21 protein-coding genes are annotated in these 21585 nt (G+C 52.0%); 7 read left to right on the top strand and 14 right to left on the bottom strand.

Going from position 1 to position 21585, the window contains the following annotated elements:
* Positions 1–102 precede the first annotated feature (102 nt).
* From ACFVTB_RS12380 to ACFVTB_RS12345, 8 genes are all read right to left on the bottom strand, one after another.
* Positions 103–2325 (bottom strand): glycosyl hydrolase family 28-related protein, encoded by a 2223-nt coding sequence (locus tag ACFVTB_RS12380; protein WP_387748927.1) that lies wholly within the window; start codon positions 2323–2325, stop codon positions 103–105.
* A 94-nt stretch (positions 2326–2419) separates the two neighbouring features.
* Complete coding sequence (locus ACFVTB_RS12375; protein ID WP_387748925.1) at positions 2420–3772, bottom strand: sugar phosphate nucleotidyltransferase; 1353 nt, start codon at positions 3770–3772, stop codon at positions 2420–2422.
* A 12-nt stretch (positions 3773–3784) separates the two neighbouring features.
* Complete coding sequence (locus tag ACFVTB_RS12370) at positions 3785–4495, bottom strand: sugar transferase (RefSeq protein ID WP_387748923.1); 711 nt, start codon at positions 4493–4495, stop codon at positions 3785–3787.
* A 6-nt stretch (positions 4496–4501) separates the two neighbouring features.
* The gene (gene galU / locus ACFVTB_RS12365) at positions 4502–5431 is read right to left on the bottom strand and encodes a UTP--glucose-1-phosphate uridylyltransferase GalU (protein WP_387748920.1); all 930 of its coding nucleotides are present in this window, start codon (positions 5429–5431) and stop codon (positions 4502–4504) included.
* A 266-nt stretch (positions 5432–5697) separates the two neighbouring features.
* Complete coding sequence (gene ndk, locus ACFVTB_RS12360) at positions 5698–6096, bottom strand: nucleoside-diphosphate kinase (protein WP_387748918.1); 399 nt, start codon at positions 6094–6096, stop codon at positions 5698–5700.
* A gap of 57 nt (positions 6097–6153) precedes the next feature.
* Entirely contained in the window at positions 6154–7119 is a 966-nt protein-coding gene (gene glpX / locus ACFVTB_RS12355; protein WP_387749389.1) for a class II fructose-bisphosphatase, read from the bottom strand.
* A gap of 58 nt (positions 7120–7177) precedes the next feature.
* A complete protein-coding gene (locus ACFVTB_RS12350; protein ID WP_387748916.1) occupies positions 7178–8002 on the bottom strand; it encodes a pyruvate, water dikinase regulatory protein in 825 nt (274 codons plus the stop codon).
* Positions 7999–8661 carry a helix-turn-helix transcriptional regulator gene (locus ACFVTB_RS12345; RefSeq protein WP_387749386.1) on the bottom strand — a complete coding sequence of 221 codons (663 nt, stop codon included), beginning with the start codon at positions 8659–8661 and terminating at the stop codon, positions 7999–8001. Before ACFVTB_RS12345 ends, ACFVTB_RS12350 begins: the two co-directional genes overlap by 4 nt.
* Before the next feature lie 537 nt (positions 8662–9198).
* Here ACFVTB_RS12345 and ACFVTB_RS12340 point away from each other — a divergent pair.
* Positions 9199–9660, top strand: a complete 462-nt coding sequence (locus ACFVTB_RS12340) for a GNAT family N-acetyltransferase (protein WP_387748913.1) — start codon at positions 9199–9201, stop codon at positions 9658–9660.
* Positions 9661–9712: 52 nt separating this feature from the next.
* Here the strand turns inward: ACFVTB_RS12340 and ACFVTB_RS12335 are convergent, their stop codons facing one another.
* Positions 9713–11509, bottom strand: coding sequence for a M3 family oligoendopeptidase (locus ACFVTB_RS12335; protein ID WP_387748910.1), 1797 nt, complete (start codon positions 11507–11509; stop codon positions 9713–9715).
* Positions 11510–11665: 156 nt separating this feature from the next.
* Between ACFVTB_RS12335 and ACFVTB_RS12330 the strand changes: the two genes are divergently transcribed.
* Both ACFVTB_RS12330 and ACFVTB_RS12325 read left to right on the top strand, forming a co-directional pair.
* Positions 11666–11881, top strand: coding sequence for a YycC family protein (locus ACFVTB_RS12330; RefSeq protein ID WP_387748907.1), 216 nt, complete (start codon positions 11666–11668; stop codon positions 11879–11881).
* A complete protein-coding gene (locus tag ACFVTB_RS12325; protein ID WP_387748904.1) occupies positions 11878–12120 on the top strand; it encodes a hypothetical protein in 243 nt (80 codons plus the stop codon). The genes ACFVTB_RS12330 and ACFVTB_RS12325 overlap by 4 nt, the downstream gene beginning before the upstream one ends.
* A 53-nt stretch (positions 12121–12173) precedes the next feature.
* Here the strand turns inward: ACFVTB_RS12325 and ACFVTB_RS12320 are convergent, their stop codons facing one another.
* Positions 12174–12863, bottom strand: a complete 690-nt coding sequence (locus ACFVTB_RS12320; protein WP_387748902.1) for a DUF2225 domain-containing protein — start codon at positions 12861–12863, stop codon at positions 12174–12176.
* 606 nt (positions 12864–13469) lie between these two features.
* Between ACFVTB_RS12320 and ylbJ the strand changes: the two genes are divergently transcribed.
* Positions 13470–14540 carry a sporulation integral membrane protein YlbJ gene (ylbJ, locus tag ACFVTB_RS12315; RefSeq protein WP_387748900.1) on the top strand — a complete coding sequence of 357 codons (1071 nt, stop codon included), beginning with the start codon at positions 13470–13472 and terminating at the stop codon, positions 14538–14540.
* Positions 14541–14622: 82 nt separating this feature from the next.
* Entirely contained in the window at positions 14623–15411 is a 789-nt protein-coding gene (locus ACFVTB_RS12310; protein WP_387748898.1) for an NAD kinase, read from the top strand.
* A gap of 15 nt (positions 15412–15426) precedes the next feature.
* Here the strand turns inward: ACFVTB_RS12310 and ACFVTB_RS12305 are convergent, their stop codons facing one another.
* Together ACFVTB_RS12305 and lipA are read right to left on the bottom strand one after the other, a co-directional pair.
* Positions 15427–16146 carry a YutD family protein gene (locus tag ACFVTB_RS12305; RefSeq protein WP_387748896.1) on the bottom strand — a complete coding sequence of 240 codons (720 nt, stop codon included), beginning with the start codon at positions 16144–16146 and terminating at the stop codon, positions 15427–15429.
* 36 nt (positions 16147–16182) lie between these two features.
* Positions 16183–17085, bottom strand: a complete 903-nt coding sequence (lipA, locus tag ACFVTB_RS12300; protein ID WP_387748894.1) for a lipoyl synthase — start codon at positions 17083–17085, stop codon at positions 16183–16185.
* A gap of 264 nt (positions 17086–17349) precedes the next feature.
* Between lipA and ACFVTB_RS12295 the strand changes: the two genes are divergently transcribed.
* Entirely contained in the window at positions 17350–18480 is a 1131-nt protein-coding gene (locus ACFVTB_RS12295) for a M23 family metallopeptidase (protein ID WP_387748892.1), read from the top strand.
* 169 nt (positions 18481–18649) lie between these two features.
* Here ACFVTB_RS12295 and yunB read toward each other — a convergent pair whose 3' ends face one another.
* Together yunB and ACFVTB_RS12285 are read right to left on the bottom strand one after the other, a co-directional pair.
* Positions 18650–19780: a sporulation protein YunB gene (yunB, locus tag ACFVTB_RS12290; protein WP_387748890.1), complete on the bottom strand. Its 1131-nt coding sequence runs from the start codon at positions 19778–19780 to the stop codon at positions 18650–18652.
* A gap of 233 nt (positions 19781–20013) precedes the next feature.
* Positions 20014–20499 (bottom strand): nucleoside deaminase, encoded by a 486-nt coding sequence (locus ACFVTB_RS12285; protein ID WP_387748888.1) that lies wholly within the window; start codon positions 20497–20499, stop codon positions 20014–20016.
* 458 nt (positions 20500–20957) lie between these two features.
* On the opposite strand from ACFVTB_RS12285, the gene ACFVTB_RS12280 reads away from it, so the two are divergent.
* On the top strand, positions 20958–21443 hold the full coding sequence (locus ACFVTB_RS12280) for a hypothetical protein (protein ID WP_387748886.1): 486 nt from the start codon (positions 20958–20960) through the stop codon (positions 21441–21443).
* Positions 21444–21585: the final 142 nt, after the last annotated feature.

Below are 21585 nucleotides of genomic sequence, written 5' to 3'. Positions count from 1 at the left end.
TTAGTAGCATGTCAATAGGCTCCCGCAACACGAAAGATACCCGGCGCTCCCTTGCTGGAGTACCGGGTATCCGTACACAGGCTGCTTTGCCTTTGCCGCCATTCAGCTTAATGCTGTAATTTGCAGCTTGCCGCCGACAATTTCGATTTTATTTCTTGTGCCCGTCGTTTTATCGGTCAAAATAAAGGCGTCCCCGCTCTCAATCGCTTTCTTGGAATAGGCATGATTGTAGGGAGAATAGGCACCGTTGAAATCGTAATTGACCATAACCGCAGCGATATAGGTCGGCTGCGCAGCGGACAGATCAAAGAACGAAGCCGAGATGCCGATCGAGTTGGGCGCGAGCTGCTCCCTGCACGAAATTTTGCTCCAGCCGTTGGTCGTTACCTCGAACGTATCGTCATAGAGCGTCGCGTGGCTGCCGAAATCGAGACGGCTCCGATAGCGGGATACGGGACTCAGAATAAAGTATTCGAAGGAGAGAAAACGATTGGTTTCAATAGAGGAGGAAGAGAAGCCGAGGCTAATATAAGGACTGCTCGAGCCGTTTGGCGTAATTTTCAGTACGGCCCCAACCGACTGATCGATATAGGCTTTCATTTCGGCGCTGAAGGGGACAGGAAGCTTAGACAGGTCGGAGACGACCGAAAGGCTCGTTCCCGTGCCTGCCGTTACACTCCAACTGCTTGCTGTCTCCGGGTTTTTCAGCAAATTGCCGTGGCTGACGGCGCTGTTCGCTTTGGCCCGAATCGATTCGCCTACGGTTAACGGAGAAGTATAGAGAAGCGAGGTGCGAATATTTTTATTTTTAATTGTTAAAAATTCCGGGTTCAATCCCGATACGATGACGTTTTTCTCAATATAGTCGATATAAGCGGAGCCTTTCGCTCCCGGCGCCGAGGATTTGACGGCAAGGCCTTCAAATCCCTCGATTACGGTAGTGGTGACATAGCCGAGAACAACGGCGTATTGCTGCTTCTCGCCCGGGCTTTTCAAGCTGTCCGGCAGCGCCGTGTATTCATTCGCCGTCGGATCGATGGACGACCACGACATCCCGAGCCCTGACATGAGCAAGCCGTTAGAGATCGATTTCGGAAGCAGCTTGATTGCAGCCTCTCCGACTTGCTCGAAACGAACCGATTGGAAGGAGCCGTACAGACCGTTTACGCCTCCGCTGGCGTTATCGTACGTATTGGAATCCTTCACTTGATAGACACCGTAGGGCGCATAGCCCAGATGCACTCTTTTCATCGTTGCCCCGAATCCGCCGTAATGGTTGGCATGCTCGGCTATTCCGAACATAATGCAGCAAAAAGCTCCGCTGATCGCGCCTCCTTGAAAAAAGTAGTCTTCGCTGTTTTTCAAGCAATAGACGCCGATCAAGCCGCTCCAAGTACAATCGTAAGCCGTAATATGGCCGTCGGTGCTGTTCATCAAAAGCCCCACCTTGACTTGATTGGTTCGCACACAGCGGAAAATCGGCTTCGCCCCGCCAGCTACTTCGAACGCCGCCGGTCCCGCGCTGAACATCGAGTACAAATCTTGATCGAATAAGCTTTTATTGACCCAAGTCGACAATTGTCTGGGATTGTACAGGATTTCGCCAATCACCGAGAAGTTTTCGAACACGGCGTCCAGACCGGCCTGCTCGATTCTGATGCACGGCAGCAAATCGGTTTTGGTATCAATGGGGTCCCACATAATTTGCGAGCCTAATTGTCCGCCATCCACATAGTCGCCTACTCCGTACATGCCTCTGGATTGGTTCTCAATCGTTTGCCGGATCCGGTACGTGCCTTGCGGCAGGAAGATCCGGTACTTTTTATTGCATATCAACATTGCCGCCTGAAAAGCGGCGGAATCGTCCGTCACGCCGTCTCCTTTGGCCCCGAACCAATGCGGATAAATATCGGCCGTTAAAGGCGTTCCAGCAATAACGCCGCCTGCGCTAATATCGAATACCCAATCGTATACCCCGGCGTCGACCGCTCCGTTTACCGTAATCGTGACGCCCTTCGCCGGCTTAATACGGGCTCCCCGGTCAAAGGTTAGCCGTTTCGCAACGGGAATCGTGATGTTTTTCTCGACGAGATAGGTTCCTTTCGGGAAATAGATCGTATTTATATCGCTATTAACAGCGCTTAATAAAGCGTTGTAGTTGCCGGCAGTGCCGTTTCCGCTGCCGCCTCTCCACAGAATGCTTCCGCCCCGGTCCGCGAATTCTTTATCGATAGCGTCAAAATTGGCGTTCAATTCTTCTCTGAGAACCGTATCCTTGCTTCCCCAACTATTCATATTCATATTTTTCGTTTTGTTCGTTGACATCGCATATGCCCCCTTTCCTAATTCTATATTCCTCCCTTCTCTCATTTGATTCGGATAAACAACTAGATTCATAGATTCGGGCAGCTCCGGCCCTTTATTCTGCGGCTTCGAGCCTCGCCTGTTCGGCCGGTACAGCAGAATAGCCTATGGAGCCCTCCACCATCTCAATGACGATCATTTCCAGCTCCGCCGCCGCCTTTAGAATAAGAGCAGCATTGCGCGGAACGACAGTTACGAACCCCGTCTTCACTTCGTGGCGCTCGCCGTTAAGCAGGAGCTCTCCGGACCCTTTTACGCACGTCCAAATTTCCCGGCGCTCAGCGTCCAGCTTGGAAACGACGCTCCTTCCTTTTCCAACCAGCAAACGCTTCGTCACAACCCGGCTGCCGTCCTCTTCTTCCCGGATTTCCAGTACGCGCTGCCAGCCCCACTGCCGCTCCTCGTACATCGGCATCCGGTCGTGTCCGATATAATCCTTGATTCGCGGACTCGCTTTTTTATCGCTGACCAGTATGCCGTCTGGACTAACCGCCACAATTACATTGGAAACACCGATGATCGAAACCGGCAAATCGGTTTCGTTCACCAGATGCGTGTTGACGCAGTCTTCGCTAATTTGGCCCTTCCCGAGCCGGTTGTCGCCCATTTCTTCCGTCAGCGTATTCCATGTGCCAATATCCTTCCAGCAGCCGTCATAGGGGATGAAGGCGATACGGCTCATATGCTCCGCCACTTCGTAATCAAAGCTGATTTTTGGAAGTGTATCATACTGGCTGGCCAACGCATCGTATTGAATCGGATAGCCGCGACGCAGCAGATGGTCAATCATAAAGCCAAGCTTAAAGGCGAATACGCCCGAATTCCACAGCGCGCCTCGCGCGATTAATGATACGGCTCGTTCTTCCGCCGGCTTCTCGATAAATTGTAACACGCTGCCGTATTCCTCCTGGTCGCTCCCGGGAGCGGGGACCATATAGCCGTATTTAGAGGAGGCGTATGTCGGCCTGACGCCGATGAGTGCGAGTTCAGCATCCGTATGGCAAAGCGCGTCGTCAAGGCGCTTGACCGTATCGAAAAATCGGCTCTCCACATAGGGATCGACTGGCAGGATGACAATCGTCTCATCAAGCGCAACGCCCTTGCGGGAATATAAATAAACGGATGCAAGAGCGATCGCCGCGAACGTATCTCTTCGTTCAGGCTCTACGATCAGAGGCACCCGGTCTCCTAATTGATTTTGCATCATTTCAACCTGTGTACGAGCAGTAGCAATACAGGTCGATTCGGCCAATCCGTTCTCCCGAAGCTGACCCCAGACACGCTGGGCCATCGATACGAGTCGTCCCTCCTCGTCCTCCAGCACCTTTAAAAACTGCTTCGAACGGGCGTCGTTGGATAGCGGCCATAGGCGCGTTCCAGACCCTCCTGACAATAGTACAAGCTTCATGTCTTTCCCTCCCTAGCAACCGTCCTGTGAGGCGAACATCACTTTCACCGTCCGCAGCACGATTTTGATGTCTAGCAGCATGCTTTTTTGCTCCATATAAACCAGATCAAGCTTCACCATCTCGTCAAAGCTCAACCGGTTGCGGCCGCTCACCTGCCATAAGCCAGTGCAGCCCGGGACCGCGCGCAGCCGCAAACGATCGTAAGCGGTATACGCCTCGACCTCTCTAGGCAGCGCCGGCCTCGGACCGACCAGCGACATATCGCCGCGCAGCACATTCCAAAGCTGCGGCAATTCGTCAATGCTCGTGCGGCGAATCCACTTCCCGACCTTCGTTATCCGCGGATCTTCTTTCATTTTAAACATCGCGCCCGCGACCTCATTGCGTTCTAGAAGTCCGTCGAGCAGCTGTTCCGCATTCGTTACCATAGACCGGAATTTATACATATTGAACGGTTTCCCGTTCTTCCCGACCCGGCGTTGGTAAAAAAAAACGGATCCTGCCGGATCCTCTATTTTCACGCACACGGACACGAGGAGGAATACAGGAGACAGTGCGACGATGCCGATGGCTGCACCCAAAACGTCAAATGTCCGTTTCAGGAATGCATATGCAGAAAACGTCCGTACCCGATTCTTCTCATAACCCGTGTATAAGCCGGCCGGTTCGAACAACGAATCGATATCGCCGTGCTTACGGGATGTCGTTTGCGGTTGAGCCATCCTCAATCACCTCTTGTTTCTGGAAAGGTTCGCATATTCCCGTTTCATCATTTGCTCCATTGCCGCAAGCAGCGGCAGCCGAAGCTCATCGCTGCGCAGCGCAAAGTCCAGCGTCGTCGTAATAAAGCCCAGCTTCTCGCCAACGTCGAAGCGAGTCCCTTCGAACTCGTAAGCATATACGCCTTGCGTTCTATTCAATCGTTCTATCGCATCGGTCAGCTGGATTTCTCCGCCCGCCCCCGTCTGTTGATCAGCCAAGTAATCGAATATTTCCGGCGTGAGCACATATCTGCCCATGATCGCCAAGTTGGAAGGCGCTCGTCCGATTGCCGGCTTCTCGACGAAACCGCTCACCCGGTAAAGCCGATCCAGCTTCTCGGCCGGATCGATAATGCCATACCGGTTCGTTTCTTCCGGAGAGACGGCCTTCACGCCGATTACCGATCGGTTCGTCTCCTCATATTGCCCGATCAGCTGCTTTACGCAAGGAACATCGGAGCTGACGATATCATCTCCAAGCAATACGGCGAAAGGCTCGTTGCCGATAAAATTGCGGGCGCACCAGACCGCGTGTCCAAGCCCTTTCGCTTCCTTTTGCCGAATGTAATGGATATCGACGTCAGAGGAACGGCGAACCTCGTCCAGCAGCTCGAACTTGCCTTTGTTGAGCAGCGTATGCTCAAGCTCGAAGGAATGGTCGAAATGATCCTCGATCGCACGCTTCCCTTTGCCGGTCACAATAATAATGTCTTCAATACCTGACATGACCGCCTCTTCGACGATGTATTGAATGGTAGGCTTGTCGACGATCGGCAGCATTTCTTTCGGCATCGCTTTCGTAGCCGGTAAAAAACGCGTACCGAGACCGGCTGCGGGGATAATCGCTTTTTTCACCTTTGACTTCGGTAACGGCATCGGTCCAAATTTCATTTCCATTTCCCACGTCTCCTATCCTACTGGTTCTGTTCTCTCCTATTTGCGCGATACGCTCTCTTTTTATGATACATTTTGTATCCTGATTTCTTTTACTTTAAGATACAAATCGTATCATGTCAACGTTAAATTGCCCTCTTTCGCGCGCTGCAGACGGATACCGTTTTTTTTGCATGCCAAAAAGCCCGTTAAAACGTTTTCAATTCGTTCTAACGGACTTTCGTTATAAGGAGTCATATGGATTTAAGTAAGCGGCTTGTTGCTTGCCATCACGAGAAGAACAGATGGATTTCGCGGGCCGCGCTTTCGTCGGAGTCGGAACCATGAATGATATTGCTATCTACGCTGACTGCGAAATCGCCGCGAATCGTGCCCGGCTCCGCATCTGCCGGATTCGTCTTGCCGATCAGCGCGCGCGCATTTTTCACAGCGCCAGGACCTTCCCATATCATGGCAAAAGACGGACCGGACGTAATAAACGACACAAGCTCCCCGAAGAAAGGCTTCTCCTTATGCTCGCCGTAGTGCGTTTCCGCCAGATCCTGATCTACTGTCAACAATTTGGCTTCGGTCAGCGTAAAGCCTTTATTTTCGAATCTCGAAACGACGCTGCCGATCAAGCCGCGTTTTACGCCATCCGGTTTCACCAAAACAAATGTGCGTTCCATTATCGTTTCCTTCTTTCTTGAATGTTTTACTTGCAAGCAATTTACTGGGATTAACCTTTATTTCCGAAGCAGCGGCTTATTCGGCAAATAGTGGACCGATTTTATGAAACGAATCGTCCGAGTTTTGGCCCGCATGACCATCGAATGCGTCTCTGCCCGCTGATCCGGCAAATACCGTACGCCGCCGAGAAATTCTCCCGGCGTTACGCCGGTCGCCGCGAATATAACATCATCGGTGCCCACCATATCGTCGACCGTCAAAATCCGGGTCGGATCGCTGATTCCCATCGAGATGCAGCGTTTGTACTGCTCCTCGTCCTCCGGCAGCAGGCGGCCTTGAATCTCCCCGCCCAAGCATTTCAATGCGGCTGCGGCAAGTACGCCTTCAGGCGCGCCACCCGAACCGACATATAAATCAATGCCCGCTTCCGGAAAAGACGGCGCCATCGCCCCGGCAACGTCGCCGTCGGACAAAAACTTGATCCGAGCGCCCGACTCGCGCAAATCGGAAATCATATCCCGATGACGATCCCGGTCCAAAATCATGACCGTCAAATCGGAAACCGGCTTATCCAGGGCCAGCGCCGCTTTCTCCAGCGTTGTCCGAATCGGATCCTTCAACGAAAGCTTGCCCGCCAGCGCAGGGCCAACGGCCAGCTTTTCCATATACATATCCGGAGCATGCAGCAGTTGTCCCTTGCCCGCTACGGCAAGCACCGCCAGCGCATTGTTCAACCCTTTGGCTACGATTTCCGTTCCTTCAAGCGGATCGACCGCCACGTCCACCTCCGGCCCGGACATACTGCCAACCTTCTCGCCGATATAAAGCATCGGAGCTTCGTCCATCTCGCCTTCCCCGATGACAACCGTCCCTTGAATGGACACCGTATCGAACATTCTGCGCATGGCTTCAGTTGCCGCACCGTCCGCGCTGTTCTTATCTCCGCGCCCCATCCAAGGGGACGAGGCCAATGCGGCAAGCTCCGTAACCCGAATAAGCTCCAATGAAAGTTCGCGCTCCAACATAGCTTCTGCCCCTTCTCTCATTCGTATTGCCAAATCAGCTGCAATCTAATCGTATTCAGTTGGCCCGGTCATTCTCTTGCTGTTTGGACAGCCATTCAATAATAATTCCAGCCGTCTCCTCAATGGCGCGATTCGTAACGTCAATGACGGGACAATCCAATGATTTCATGACGGTTTCGGCATAATCCAGCTCTTCCTTAATCCGTTCCATCGACGCATACTTCGCCGACTCGGGCAATCCTAGCGTCTTCAGCCTCTCGGTGCGAATATCAAGCAGATGCTCCGGCTGCATCGTCAAGCCGACGATTAATCGGCCCGGTGCTGGCGCCAGCTCAGCCGGCGGACTCACCTCCGGCATAAGCGGCAGATTGGCCGTCTTGATGCCTTTATGGGATAAAAATATACTCAAAGGCGTTTTCGACGTACGCGAAACGCCGATCAGGACGACCTGAGCTTGCATAAATCCTCGTGCATCCTTACCGTCGTCATACTTGACGGCAAACTCGATCGCTTCCATGCGCCGGAAATATTCGTCGTCGATCGAGTGGAGCAGGCCCGGCTTCCTTTTCGGGAAGCTGCCGAACGTATCGACGTAAGCCTGCATCATCGGCCCCATCACATCGACGGCCCGTACTCCCCAACGGAACGCCTCCTCCTTCATCAGCTCGCGAAGCTCCGGCTGAACAAGCGTATAGCTGATAAAACCTCCCGTCCGGCTCGCCTCCGCTACGACCTGAACGACTTCATCCTCGCTCTTCATATGGCCGTAACGCTTGATTTTAACCTGATCGGACGAAAACTGCCGAAGCGTCGCCTTCGCAACCGCCTCCGCCGTCTCACCGACGGCATCCGAGCATACATAAATAATCATTTCTTTCATAACTTCCGCTCCCCCAAATCCGATGCTTCGGCGATATCCGACATAAGACGCACTAAATTCGATTTGGATACCCAGCCCGTAACCTCGGCGCCGCGCCCCCGTTCCTCACTGGAGACAATAACTGGCAAACAATCGACCTGATGAAGCATCATTTTGCGGACAGCGTCCGTGACGGAGTCTTCAGGATCGAGCGATACGATGTTCGGATAACGGGTCATGACCATGCTGACCGGAATCACTCCCGATCCTGCGTTGCCAAGCGTAATTTTGAGCAAATCTTTGGGCGTTACGATACCGACAAATCGCTTCTGCTCATTAATGACGAGGAGCGTATCAGCGTTCTCGGTAAATAGCGTAATGACCGCGTCGTGAACAGACAGCGTCTCCGGTACATTAACCGGCACGCCTTGTATTTCATGGACTTTAATGCTGTCGAACCTTTCTCTTGCAGCCGAGTTGTTGGTGCTTCGATAAGCGTTTCCAAGAAAGTACCCGACCTTCGGCTTGGCATCCAGCATGCCAAGCATAACGAGAAGCGACAGGTCGGAGCGTAAGGTCGGGCGGCTGACGCCCATGCTTTCCGCGAGTTGCTCTCCCGTTATCGGTTCCTGCTTCTTCACTAATTCAAGAAGCTCAAGCTGACGAGTCGAAAGCTGAATGGGGCTCGCCTCCTATCCGGTATATGTTTGATGCACATATTTTAATTATGTCGTCTTATCCAGCAATTAATATAACATATATAAATATGTTACACAATATTTAAACGAAAACGCTACCAATATTACGATGAGGATTGTTCATATAGGCGTCACATTTCTCAATCCACTCCTAATTATGTCATTCTGATCACAAAGTAAAGAAACCTAACATAGCTCTTGTAAGGCTTCGTCTCGCGCGTTAAACTAGTGAACAATGGATCGTCTCTATTTTATAGAGAAAAAATGAAATATGGGCTCAAACTTAAAAGCAGTGCTTGACGGAAAAGGAGAAAAAGTGGAGGGGCAGAGGGATTCTGGAGAAACGATAGTGGTCGCTTTTAAAGCAGGGTTCCTACCGCAAATATTCTGTAAAATAAAGGTATCAGGCTTTAATGGCGATCGGAAGAACCCTCTGACCCGCAGCGCTTTCCCTCACTTAAAGTCATGCACTGATTTCCGTTTTGAGCCAAAAAGTGTGATGTCGAAGGAGTGGGAGACTTGGAGATTCGGAAAGACGATCTGTCAGGCGAGAAAATCGCTATGTTGATTAACGAGCATTTGAATAGCATGCATGACAATTCGCCCCCCGAAAGCGTTCACGCGCTCAATCTGGATGGGCTCAAGAAGTCGGAGATCACCTTTTGGAGCGCTTGGGAAGGAGACGAATTGCTTGGCTGCGGCGCTATCAAGGAGCTTGACCGGTCGCACGGGGAAATCAAATCGATGCGAACCGCGTCCGCCCATCTTCGAAAAGGGGTAGCCCGGCATATGCTCGCTTTTATTTTAAAGGAAGCCAAGCGTAGGGGTTATGCGCGCGTCAGCCTGGAAACGGGATCTCCTGCCATTCCGGAATTCGATCCGGCTAGGAAATTGTACGAAGCATTTGGTTTTCAATATTGCGCGCCTTTTGCGGATTATAATGAAGACCCTTATAGCTCTTTCATGACGCTTGAGCTGTAGGCGAAAAAAGCGAAGCGGCCCGTTCGAGGACGGACCGCTTCGCTTTTTCTTCTTACCCTTGCTCACTCTCAGTCAACGAGAGGAACAATTCAATATCCTTGTGGGTCAAGGCAACCGCATCCCGCCAGAATTCTGGCTCATCGAGCTTGACGCCCAAATGCTTAAGAGCCAAATCCTCCACCGTCATTCTGCCCGTATCTCGCAGCAGCTCGACATAACGCTCAGCGAAAGCCGGCCCTTCCTGTTGGGCTTTGGCGTAAATGCCGGCGCTGAACAAATAGCCAAACGTATACGGGAAGTTATAGAACGGAACATCCGTTAAATAGAAATGCAGCTTAGACGCCCAGAACAACGGATGCGCTTGACCTAGAGCGCCGTGATGCGCCTCGCGCTGCGCCGTTTCCATCAGCTCGTTAAGCTCCTCCACCGTCACTTTGCCTTGACGCCGCTTCTCATAGAAACGGGTTTCAAACAAAAATCTCGTATGGATATTCATGAAGAACGCTACCGTACTTTGTATTTTAAGATCGAGCAGCGATAGCTTTTCCTCTGGATCGGCAGCGGCCTGTACCGCCGCGTCTGAAACGATAAGCTCGGCAAATGTAGAAGCGGTCTCCGCCACGTTCATCGCGTATTCCTGACAGAACGCCGGCAAATCGTCCAACACATATTGGTGATAGGCATGGCCCAGCTCATGCGCCAACGTCGACACATTGTCCTTCGTTCCGGAGTAGGTCATAAAAATGCGGGTTTGCCGATCCTTCGAGAACGGGATGCAAAATCCGCCCGGCCGTTTGCCAGCGCGGTCTTCCGCTTCGATCCAGCCCTCCTTGAACGCCATCTCCGTAAAGGAAGCAAAATCCGGATTGAATTTGGCAAATTGCTTCACGATTAGGGAGGCAGCCTCGTCGTAAGACGTCGTTCCCGAAGATGCTCCCAACGGCGCGCCAATATCGTGCCAATCCAGCTTCTCGATTCCGAGCAGTTGTGCCTTCCGCTCCAAATAACGGACCAGCAAAGGCTTGCCTTCTTCAATCGCCGTCCACATCGCTTGCAGCGTCGCTTCGCTCATCCGATTGATTTGCAGCGGCTCCTTCAATGCCGAGTCCCAGCCGCGTTTTTCGTACAGCTTTAACCGGAAGCCTGCAATCCGATTGAGCGCATCGGCACACAGTTCAGCATGCTCGCCCCACTCCCGTTCCCACTCGCGGAAAGCGGCCTGCCTCACAGAACGGTCGCCGTCGGATAGCTTATTGAACATCTGTCCGGCCGATAAGACCCGCTGTTCTCCGTCCTTGCCGGTATCGGTAAATTTGGCGTTCGATACAATTAAATTGTAGAGCTCGCCCCAGCCGTGATAGCCGTCTACCGCCAAATCGCCAGCCAGCTCCTCGAGCTCCGGCGAAAGCTTCTCCTTCGCCTGCTCTCTGCGCTCGGCAAGCGTAAAAGCGACAACGCTCGCTTCTTGGCTTTGCAGCAGCTTGGTCCAGTCGGCATCGGCAATTTGGCGCAGCTCGTTATCGAATCTGGTCATGACCCCGAAATACTTGGCGAATATCGTTTTCACCCGATCGTTCAGGCCGTTCGCCGGCGTATCTTTCATATTTTGCGCGAGCAGACAGGCGGCAAACGATTCCGACTGGCGAAGTCGAAGCAGCACCGACTGGACAAGACCGACCGTTTGCTTTACTCTCTCATAGGACGACAGTGAATCGTCCTCCAGCTTCGCCGCCGCAACGGCGAGATCCTGTTCCATTCCTATCAATTCAGCGGCGAACTCCGGTGATTTTGAGCCTCCCGGATAAAAGACGTCTAAATCCCAGACCATTGGATAACTGTTGTTGCCCATGTCTTCACTCTCCTTGTTTCGATTATGCAGCAGCCCCCGCCGCCTCCGCAGCGGCGAAAGAAGCAAAAAAATGCCGCCGCAACAGATGCGAATAATTTGCGCAATCCAAGGCAGCGGTGTATAACTTAATTATATCCTGATCGGAGGTATTGTACCATGTCCAGACCCTTGCAAATTTCACCCGACACGGCGGTTAAGCTTTCCCAACAGCTTGGCGTGCCGATCGAACATCTCATGCATATGCCCCGGCACATTTTACTGCAAAAGCTGGCGGAGCTAGCGAAAACGGAATCCGATGCCGCCAAGCCGGCCGATTCAGCTTCCGGCGACAGTGCCGACGCCAATCCTGATTCGGAAGACCGCGGCTTATGATACCATTTGAGAACAGCTGGCCTTATGACGTTTTAATGAATGATGTATACGTTCCCGACTGCCCGTTCTGCGGCGCTGACAACGTGCTTATTCCGCTGAGGGTGAAGGAGATCGCCGAAATTCAGCAAGGAAAGAAGAAGCTGCTCGTCTTTCCTTGCTGCCACAATAAAACAACGATCGTTGACATGGACAACGATTATATGCTTTCTGACCAGCCGTTGCGGTCCATACGCCGTTAACGGCCGGTGCGAACGGCTGGAGGCGTCGGGCGGTTTCCGCCCGCGCCATCCATCTATGCCTTTGCTGATTCTTCGGCCTTCTCCTGCACCATTTCTTCTCGTATCGCCTGCCACTGCTCACGGCTTGCTCGGATCATCGCCGCATCCATAATCCGTTTATCGTTAACGATGCGGGAAAACCATTTAACAGCCTCGTTACGCTCTCCGATTCGATAATTCAACTCGCCGAGCATATACATCAAACGAGCGTTGTTAACGTCCTCGCCTTCCTCCTCGTACACCTTAATATAGGATTGCAGCGCGAATCCAAGAAAACGAAGCTCATCCTCTTTCTTCTGCTCATAGCGATATAGCCAGGCGATATGATGGAGAATACCCGATATAACCCGCTCTTTCTCTCCTACCGTTTGTGCCGACAGCAAAGCCAGCTTATAGCAGGCAAGCGCGGATTGCGCATCACGCGCTCCGCCGTAATCCCGTGTCGACCAGCGCACTCCCACTTTTGAGAAGTATTCTTCTTTTTGACGATCGTTCAGTTTTTGAATTCCATTTTCCGTAGAAGCAAAACCGCATCCTGGGCACACGCGGACTACGTAAAAGTCCGGATTTATATCATCCTTATAGTATCCGCAAAAATCGGTATCCGTTCGAATCGCTCGTTTGAAGCTAGTCCTCACCCTCGATGTTGTAAATTCCGTTTCACAGCAAATACACTGCTGCTTAATCTGATAGAGCGGTTCCATACGGTCACTTCTCCTCCGCTAATTCGGTTATGTATGTATGATGTTCTGCTATCTTAATTGCAGCTGCCGCACGCTTGTTTATAAACGCAGTCGTCCGATAGCCGATAGGTAATATATCGACTGAAAGAGAAGGAAAATGTAGGCATTCGGTACGAGGTCTTCAGGCGAATAAAAAAGAACCGCATTGCTGCCAATGCGGATAGTGGAAAATCTAGTATTAGATTGAAGCTCAATAATCTTCTTCGCCGGAAGACGGCGCAGAGAGAGACTCTCGGATGACATACACGAAAGCACAGACTAGGATGCCGGAAATTATACTCATCATAACCATCCCTCCAGGTCTCTTCAATTAATACTATTGTACCATGCCTACCCGATCTTTATGCAAGCGTTTTCTTTTTGTTTTTTCCACTATTTTTCCCGCGCTGATCGCTCATCGGTTGTGATGGATATCATCCTCCTCACATATATGTTAATAGACAAGCTTAACGGTTAATTTCAAAGCGCGTGTTCCGCCCCATCGCCAAAGCACCCCGCATGCGGCAGCAGCGCTGTACGTGCCAAAACCACAAGCCGGAAGCGCATTACGGCAAGGAGGAGAGCATAATGTTGCGAATCATGACCCATCCGGCGACGTTGACCGGACTCGGCGCCCTGAGCATTGTATTGCTTATGGCCTTTTTTCCCGCTTCAACCTTGGAATCCTCGCTGCGAGGATTATCGATATGGTGGCAGGTGCTGTTTCCTGCCCTCTTTCCTTTCTTTGTTATATCGGAGCTGCTGCTTGGCTTCGGCATCGTTCATTTTTTTGGCAAACTGCTCGATCCGTTCATGCGCCCTTTGTTCCGCTTGCCCGGCATTGGCAGCTTTGTCGTCGCCATGGGCTATGTTTCGGGTTACCCGGTCGGCGCGAGACTGACGGCTCAGCTGTGGGAGCAGAAGCTTGTCAACCGGGCGGAAGGCGAACGGCTCGTTGCCTTTACGACGACGTCCGATCCGATCTTTCTGATCGGAGCCGTATCGGTCGGTTTTTTCCACAACGCTTCGCTTGCCCCAGTGCTTGCCGCCGCCCATTACGGAGGCGCCTTGGTGATCGGCTTCCTCATGCGCTATCACGACCGGCGTGCCCCTATTAGCGGCATGCTGGTCGAGACTTCGCATGCGGCGAAGAGTCGGCAGCGCTCTAGAATCGGCCAAGCCATTAAAGCGATGCATGAAGCCCGTTTGCTCGACGGACGCAGCCTGGGCAAGCTGCTGCAGGATGCCATTCAATCGGCGCTTCGGCTAATGATTGTCGTCGGCGGCCTGGTCGTCTTCTTCTCCGTCGTGATGGAAATGTTGACGAAAACAGGCCTAATAGAGGCGCTAGCGCAAGCTTTAAGACAGCTATTTCGAACGTTTGGGCTGCCTGGGCGTTTAGCCGACGCACCGATTTTCGGACTGTTTGAAGTTACGCTTGGAGCTAGAGAAGCCGGCGGCGACCACGGAGCTTTGATGCATCAAACGGCGCTTGCCGCTTGGATTCTGTCTTGGGGCGGCCTATCTGTACATGCACAAGTCATCAGCCTGCTCAGCCGCACCGATATTCGCTACCGTCCCCTGTTTCTCTCGAGACTGGCGCACGCCTTCATCGCGATGCTGCTCGTTTATGTGCTGTGGGGCTGGCTCGGTCCGTAAATCGGTCCTTCGTCATTGAATTTACGGCCGTATTTCGTTATGATCGTATAAGAAAATGTTGTTTTCGGAAGGAGTTAATTTTTTGAAATACGCGGTAATAGACCGGGGAGACTCCATGTCGCAGCAATTGGCCGAGCAGCTTCACAAACTGGCTGCCGCCTCTGAGCTGGAGCGCAACGACGATCAACCGGAGCTTGTCGTTTCAATTGGCGGCGACGGCACGCTGTTGCAAGCCTTTCATAAATATGTGCACCGAATCGACGAGGTTGCCTTCGTCGGCATTCATACCGGCCATCTCGGCTTCTATGCCGACTGGAAAGCGAACGAGATGGAAGAGCTTGTTCGCATGATGGCAAGCGAAAAGCCAAAGATCGTCAGCTACCCTCTCGCCGAGCTGGAAGTACAGACCGACAAAGAAACGATCTCTTATGTCGCTCTGAACGAAATAACGCTCAAAGGCGCAGACATTACGCTTGTCGCGCAAATTAACGTAAACGATGAGCCTTTCGAAATGTTCCGTGGAGACGGCATCGTTATTTCTACTCCATCCGGCAGCACGGCATATAACAAGAGCGTAGGCGGCGCGATTGTACATCCGACGATCGAGTCGCTGCAGATCGCCGAGATCGCCTCTATCAATAACCGCGTCTATCGGACGCTCGGCTCGTCCTTTTTGCTGCCTCAGCATCATCATTGCGATATCATTTCCAAAAAGGACCAGCGCCTGCTGCTCGCCATTGACCATCTCAGCGTGCAGAGCAATGATATCCGGGCGCTAAGATGCACGGTCAGTTCGAAAAAGGTTCATTTCGCAAGGTACCGGCCATTCCCGTTTTGGAATCGCGTACGCGACGCGTTCATCGATTTGTAAAAACAAACAAAGCTCCTAGCGTTCGCTAGGAGCTTTGTTTGTTTTAGAACCGCCTTCAGCGGATCGATTCTGATGCTGTTTCGGGGCCGATTGCGATTGCGCGGAGGAATGCTGTCCCTTAGGCTTGTCCGGCAAAGTGGCGACAGCCGCGCCGTCGGATGGACGTGCCGGCTTCTTCCCACGGTCACCGCCTTGTCTGAACCTGCGCTGGCTCCGCTTGTGCGGCTTCGCTTGCTGGATCGTTCCCTTCTCCTCGCGTGCATGCCCGCTCTGCGTATCAAGCTGCTGCTCTCTTGCCGCTGACACAGGAGCGGCTGCAGCTGCGACGCCGGCCGCTATCGCCGAGATCAAGGAGTTTTCCGGCAAATCATCGCCGTCCTCCAGTTCGCTGGAATGGGATGCCTCGGCATCCGCCACTTCCTTATCCTGCTCCTGTTCTTCCTCTTCCGGCGTTTTTTTGACGGTCCCCGTCTTTTCCACAATGAAATAAGGGCAACCGAAATTGCAATATTCGTTAATGTAATCAACCATTCCGGAGAACGCGGTATCCTTGGTCGCCTTCATATGATTGTCGCGAAAGAAGCCTTTCAGCCGCAGTTGGCTGTATCCCCAGTCGCCGATTATAAAATCATACCGCTCCAGCACTTCGCTGTATCGGTCTTTAAAAGCTTCCGCGTTCCAGCCGTTGCGGTTCTCGTGAAGCAATTCATAGGTCTTGCCGCCGATTTGAATCAACGTCTCTCCCCCATCTCTGGCAGCTTCGCCAATCCTTTATACGCCGGTCAGCTCGCGGCTTTCCGCCGCTTCCGCCGAATCGGTCTGCTCATGCGCATGATAAGAGCTGCGTACGAGCGGTCCAGACTCAACATGACGGAATCCGCGCTTCCGGCCTTCTTCCTTAAGCTGTGCGAATTCATCCGGATGCACATAGCGCTCGATCGGCAAATGATTTGGCGTAGGCTGCAAATATTGACCCAGTGTCAAAATATTGCAATCCACAGCGCGCAAATCGTCCATTGCCTGTAAAATTTCTTCGTATTGCTCGCCTACGCCGAGCATAATGCTCGATTTTGTAGGGATTTTCGGATTCATTTCCTTAGCCCGCTTCAGCAGTTCAATCGAACGCTTATATTTCGCCTTTGCGCGAACGCGGTCCGAGAGGCGTTCCACCGTCTCAATATTATGATTCAGAATATCAGGCTTCGCGTCCATAACCACTTGGAGCGCATCCCAGTTGCCCATAAAGTCGGGGATGAGCACTTCAACCCGGCAAAACGGCATTCTGGCGCGGATCGCCTTAATCGAAGCGGCGAAGATCGAAGCTCCTCCATCCGCTAAATCGTCGCGAGCGACGGAAGTAATAACGCAATGCTGCAGTCCCATTTGCTCAGCTGCTTCCGCTACGCGTTCTGGCTCCTGCAAATCGAGCTCTGTCGGCAAGCCCGTCTTTACTGCACAGAAACGGCAAGCGCGCGTGCAAATATCTCCCAATATCATAAACGTTGCCGTACGGTTTGACCAGCATTCGTAAATATTCGGACAGCGAGCTTCTTCACAAACGCTGTGCAGCGTCTTCGAGCGCATCATGTCTTTAATTTCGGCAAAATTGCCTTCTGTCGATAATTTTATTTTAAGCCAATCGGGCTTTTGGAGCTTTTCCTTCTGCATTTTCATCCGCATTCCCTGCTTTCACTATCAAATTCGGCTATGTTGATTCAAGTTAATGTCAGCATCATGACCGTATTGAGCGTTGCTTAACCAATTTCCGTTATTATAACATGTTTCGCTTTAAAGCAACATGCTCGCCAGATGGCGTTTTCATTTCAAAATTAGATGAAACCAATCTCTTTTATTGGCTTGTTCTACCTCAGAACACTGCTGCTTGCTTTGCTCTTCCCGATTCGGATAAAAACCAATCATTTGCAAATGATAAAGCATATGCGAAAAGCTCGCGAAAGGGTGGAACGATTGAAACAGACCATTTCTATTGCTGCGGCGGTTATCGCCGCCTCCCTCTTGTTGATCGCCCAACCTTGCGACGCACGAGCGGCAAGCGAGGCGCGATCGGCAAGCGAGGCGCGATCGGCCGGGAGCAAGCCAGCTGCGGCATCTGGGAGCAGTATCAGCGCTTCTAGTGAAGCTGCAGCGGACGATGCATTAAAAGCGCGGCAATTTCTTTATGAAAAGTTAAGCGTTATGACGGATATTCCATGGTACCGGATTGCCGCCATCGATCAATATGAACGGACGCTGTCGAAAGCCAAACCGAAAGCCAGGCCTCAGCTTGGGAACGTAAGCGGCGTTTTTATCGAAGAAGAGCAATGGGCGGGCTCGCTTAACCCGGACCTTGAAGACCGCACCCCCGTCTCCATTCAGTGGTTTGGCGGTGTAGGCAGGGACGGTGACGGCGACGGCTATGCCGATCGGACGAACGATTTTGACTTGCTGTACTCCATCGCGAGCCGACTTCTTCTCTATGACGGCACCTCGGAGGACGATTTTGCGATCGGGCTTTGGGAGTATTACCATAACAGCCGTTCCGTCCAGCGAATCCAGCAGTTTTCCCAAATCTATGCCGCTTACGAACGATTAGATTTGTTCGATCATGCTTTTCCCGTTCCCGTCGGGAACAATTATTCGTACCGAAGCACATGGGGCAATGCCCGCAGTTGGGGGGGACGGCGCAGCCATGAAGGAACCGATATTTTCGCCAATCACGGACTGCCGGTCAGAAGCACCTGCTTCGGCATCGTCGAGGTCAAAGGCTGGAATCCGTACGGCGGCTGGAGAATCGGCATTCGGGATTTGAACAATTACTACCACTATTACGCTCATTTATCCGGATTCGATAAAGCGCTGGCGATCGGCACGATTGTGGAGCCGGGACAAGTCATTGGCTGGGTCGGCAGCTCCGGTTATGGAAAACCGGGTACGCAGGGCAAGTTCCCGCCCCATCTCCATTACGGCGTCTATTCCGATCGCGGCCTTATCGAGTGGTCATTCGATCCGTACCCGCTGCTTAAAAGATGGGAAATGGACGAACGCCGCCGCCTGCGGATTAGAGACTAGCTGAACAGGTTAGCAAAAAAGAAAGAACCTACGATATGCAAACGGCACGGATCGGATAGTTCCCGCGCTCATTGCATGAAGAAGGTTCTTTTCTTTGTTTCTTTGTTTCTTTATTTCTTTGTTTCTTTGTTTTCTTGATTCTTTTTATCTGCCGGTTGTTCCCCTTCCTTCAGTTCCCCGCCCCTGTAGCGTTGTTGGCTCCGCCTGAACCGCCGCTCTCATTCGCAGCCGGCGATGGAGATTCCAGGTACTCCTCGATCATGCTGCCGTCCGACGGCTTCGAAATCCCCTCGCCCTCCTTCAAAGGCAACGCGATGTTCGGAGCCTGATGCGCAGAATCGCCGACCGGATTTCCTTTGTTGTCGTAGTAATACATCGGGACGTCACCAACAACAAGCAAATAAGAAATCGGAATTTCGGTCTCAACAAGCTGAGGCTCCGTTTCAAACGGTACAATGATCGCTACCTCGGTCATAATTCGGATATAAACCTCGATCAAAATCATGTTAATCCCCGCATTTTTTTGCCGGGTGTTCAAATCGACTTTTACCGCCCCGACAGGCTCGAACTTAACCGGAATCCGCGGGCCGTACGACGAAATAATAGGACTTCCCAGCGCGTTGCCCACCGGTATGCGTTCTGGAATTTCCTTCAGGTGGCTCAGTGTCGCTTGCACCGTCTGAATCGTTTGAGCGCGTATTTTCGTATGCTCCGCGTAATTCAGCATAAAACCCGACACCTTGCCGTCACTGTTCATTTTCCAATCGATCAGCTTCTCAAAGTCGGACTGGCCCGCCACCTTTTCCGTCGTCGCTTCATTGATCGCCTGTGTCGCGATTTGCTTGATTCGGATTTGCGCCACCTTCATAAGCGGCGGCCGCAAATGTTTATCGATATAGACAACGGATTGAATACCGATTAAAAAAAATGAAAGCAGTAGCGCAATAATCCAGATACGCCGTTTTCGTCTTGCAGGCTTAGGCTTGCTCCCCCATCCGCCGTTCCCTCCCGCTCCTGTCGACGACGTACGTTTGGACACCGCAAGCGGCTTGGCTCTAAAAGACTGCACCCGTTTCGGCTGCCACATCCCACCCCACGCCGACTTTTTCTGGCTTTGAAACGGTTTGGCGGGCCGGACCGTCGACTGCCATTTTCCTCCGCTCCGATTCTTTTTGGAGGATGTATTTCGGCTGCCCCAGCTTACGGTTTTTACCCTTCTAAAAGAACGGCTTGGCCACAGACTGGAACGATTGCGGCTCAAAGGTCTTAACAGCCATCCCCTCCTACCCCACTTCGCCATTTCTCCTCTGCCCCCTTGCCGGCTCGGTATCGTTTGTCCTTCCTTCTCTTCATGCTTATGCGGCGCTCGGACAAAAAAGAAGAAGCCCGCGCCTTGTAGTCGCGGACTCCTACCGTCATATGTGTTTGCTCCAAATAGTGCATATTGGTTGATCAGCCCGTTGTCTCCTGTCTCATGTGTGAAGCCTTTGCCCCACGGCATAGACCGCTTAGAGTCATGTCGTTATTCGTTAATTACTTTTGGCTCCAATACCCTTCATGTACAGCGATTGTTTCCGCCTCCAAATCCGGAAAGGGGCCAATCACCTCAATTGGCTTCTGCCCTTTAGCGAAAATCGATCTGCAAGGCAGGTCTAAGGTCGGATTTTGCTCATGGCTGCCCGTAAGCGTAAGCAGCGAGGATTCCGATGCCGCATAAACAACTTGGCCGACATTACCCCAGTAGATCGCTCCAGCGCACATCGCGCAAGGCTCAAAGGTCGTATACAGCGTGCAGCTCCACAAAAACGAATGCTCGAATTGGCGAGAAGCCCGCTCCATCAACGCGGCTTCAGCGTGCCCAGTACATCGGCGCTCGGTGATTTCAACATTTTCCTGCTCCATAAGCACGCTGCCATCCGGTCCAACTAGCAAAGCTCCGAACGGAGTGTTGCCATGCTCGCGCGCCAGACGGGATATTTCGATGCATCGGCGCAAATAGCGCACATGATTATCTTTCATTGGGAAGTCCTCCCCTCCTCCTGACTCATCGCCGTTACCGTTTCCTCCTTCATCATAGCCATCGCCCGATTTTAGCGTCAACGAAACTGCTCTGTATTCGTAAGCCGCGACAAGAAAACCTTATTTTATTGGTAGATGCGCACATGTCCCTTTTTGTTTGTGCCGGATACGCCGTTCTCAGAAGTAGCCCCCTTGCCCGAAATGGGGTACTATGATAGAAAGCGAAATAGATCGGAGTTGATGGCATTGTTCACCCTAAAGGAAAAACTGTATCTCCTCCAATTGCTTAAGCAGCAGAAGCGGAAATCATGGTTCGGGTTGAAAAAAACTTCGCCGGAGCACGATAAGCTTGTTGAGAAACTGGAGCAAATGGTACGGAACGAACAGGTAAATCGCGAGCATCTGTGAGGAACCCGCTCCATATGTTACGCTCCATCATAAACGGAGGAACTTTTACTATGCTTACTTTTCAAGAAAAACTGGATATTATCGCCTCATTCCCGGAGCTTCAACGAAACGATGTGTCGCTTGGCCGGGTAAACTTTCAATATGAGGAAAGCCTGTATGATCGAAAAAATGTCGTCTACCACCTGCATCCGAATGGAAACGGCTTTGTGTATGCCGGACTGCTGAATGGGTATTCAATGGATGCCAAAGGATTGGTCAATATTCGCGATTTAGGCGAAGAGGAATTGCGCAACCTGCTGCGCCAAACAATCAATTCATTGTCCGTACGCGAGACGGTACCGGAGCCTGTATCCAGCAAAAAACGCAAAAAGAAGCCCAAGGAAGAGCTGTGGCACGGCCTGTCCGATCAAAAGCTGCTGCTTCAATACGAGGATGAAATGTGGTACATCTATGCCGGCATCAACCTTGAAATGGCTTTCGAAACATACGAGGAAGCGGTAGAGTATTTGGACGAGGAAGGGTTTGCCCGCGTTTAGTTGGTGGGGTTAAGTACTTGGGCGGAAAATGGTTACCCGGGTTTGACGGGTTTGACGGGTTTGACGGGTTTGACGGGTTTGACGGGTTTGACGGGTTTGACGGGTTTGACGGGTTTGACGGGTTTGACGGGTTTGACGGGTT

This window comes from Paenibacillus sp. NPDC058071 (assembly GCF_042885235.1).
GTDB lineage: Bacteria > Bacillota > Bacilli > Paenibacillales > Paenibacillaceae > Pristimantibacillus.
The sequence above is the reverse complement of the archived record's forward strand: the minus strand, read 5'-3'. Positions and strand labels throughout refer to the sequence as shown.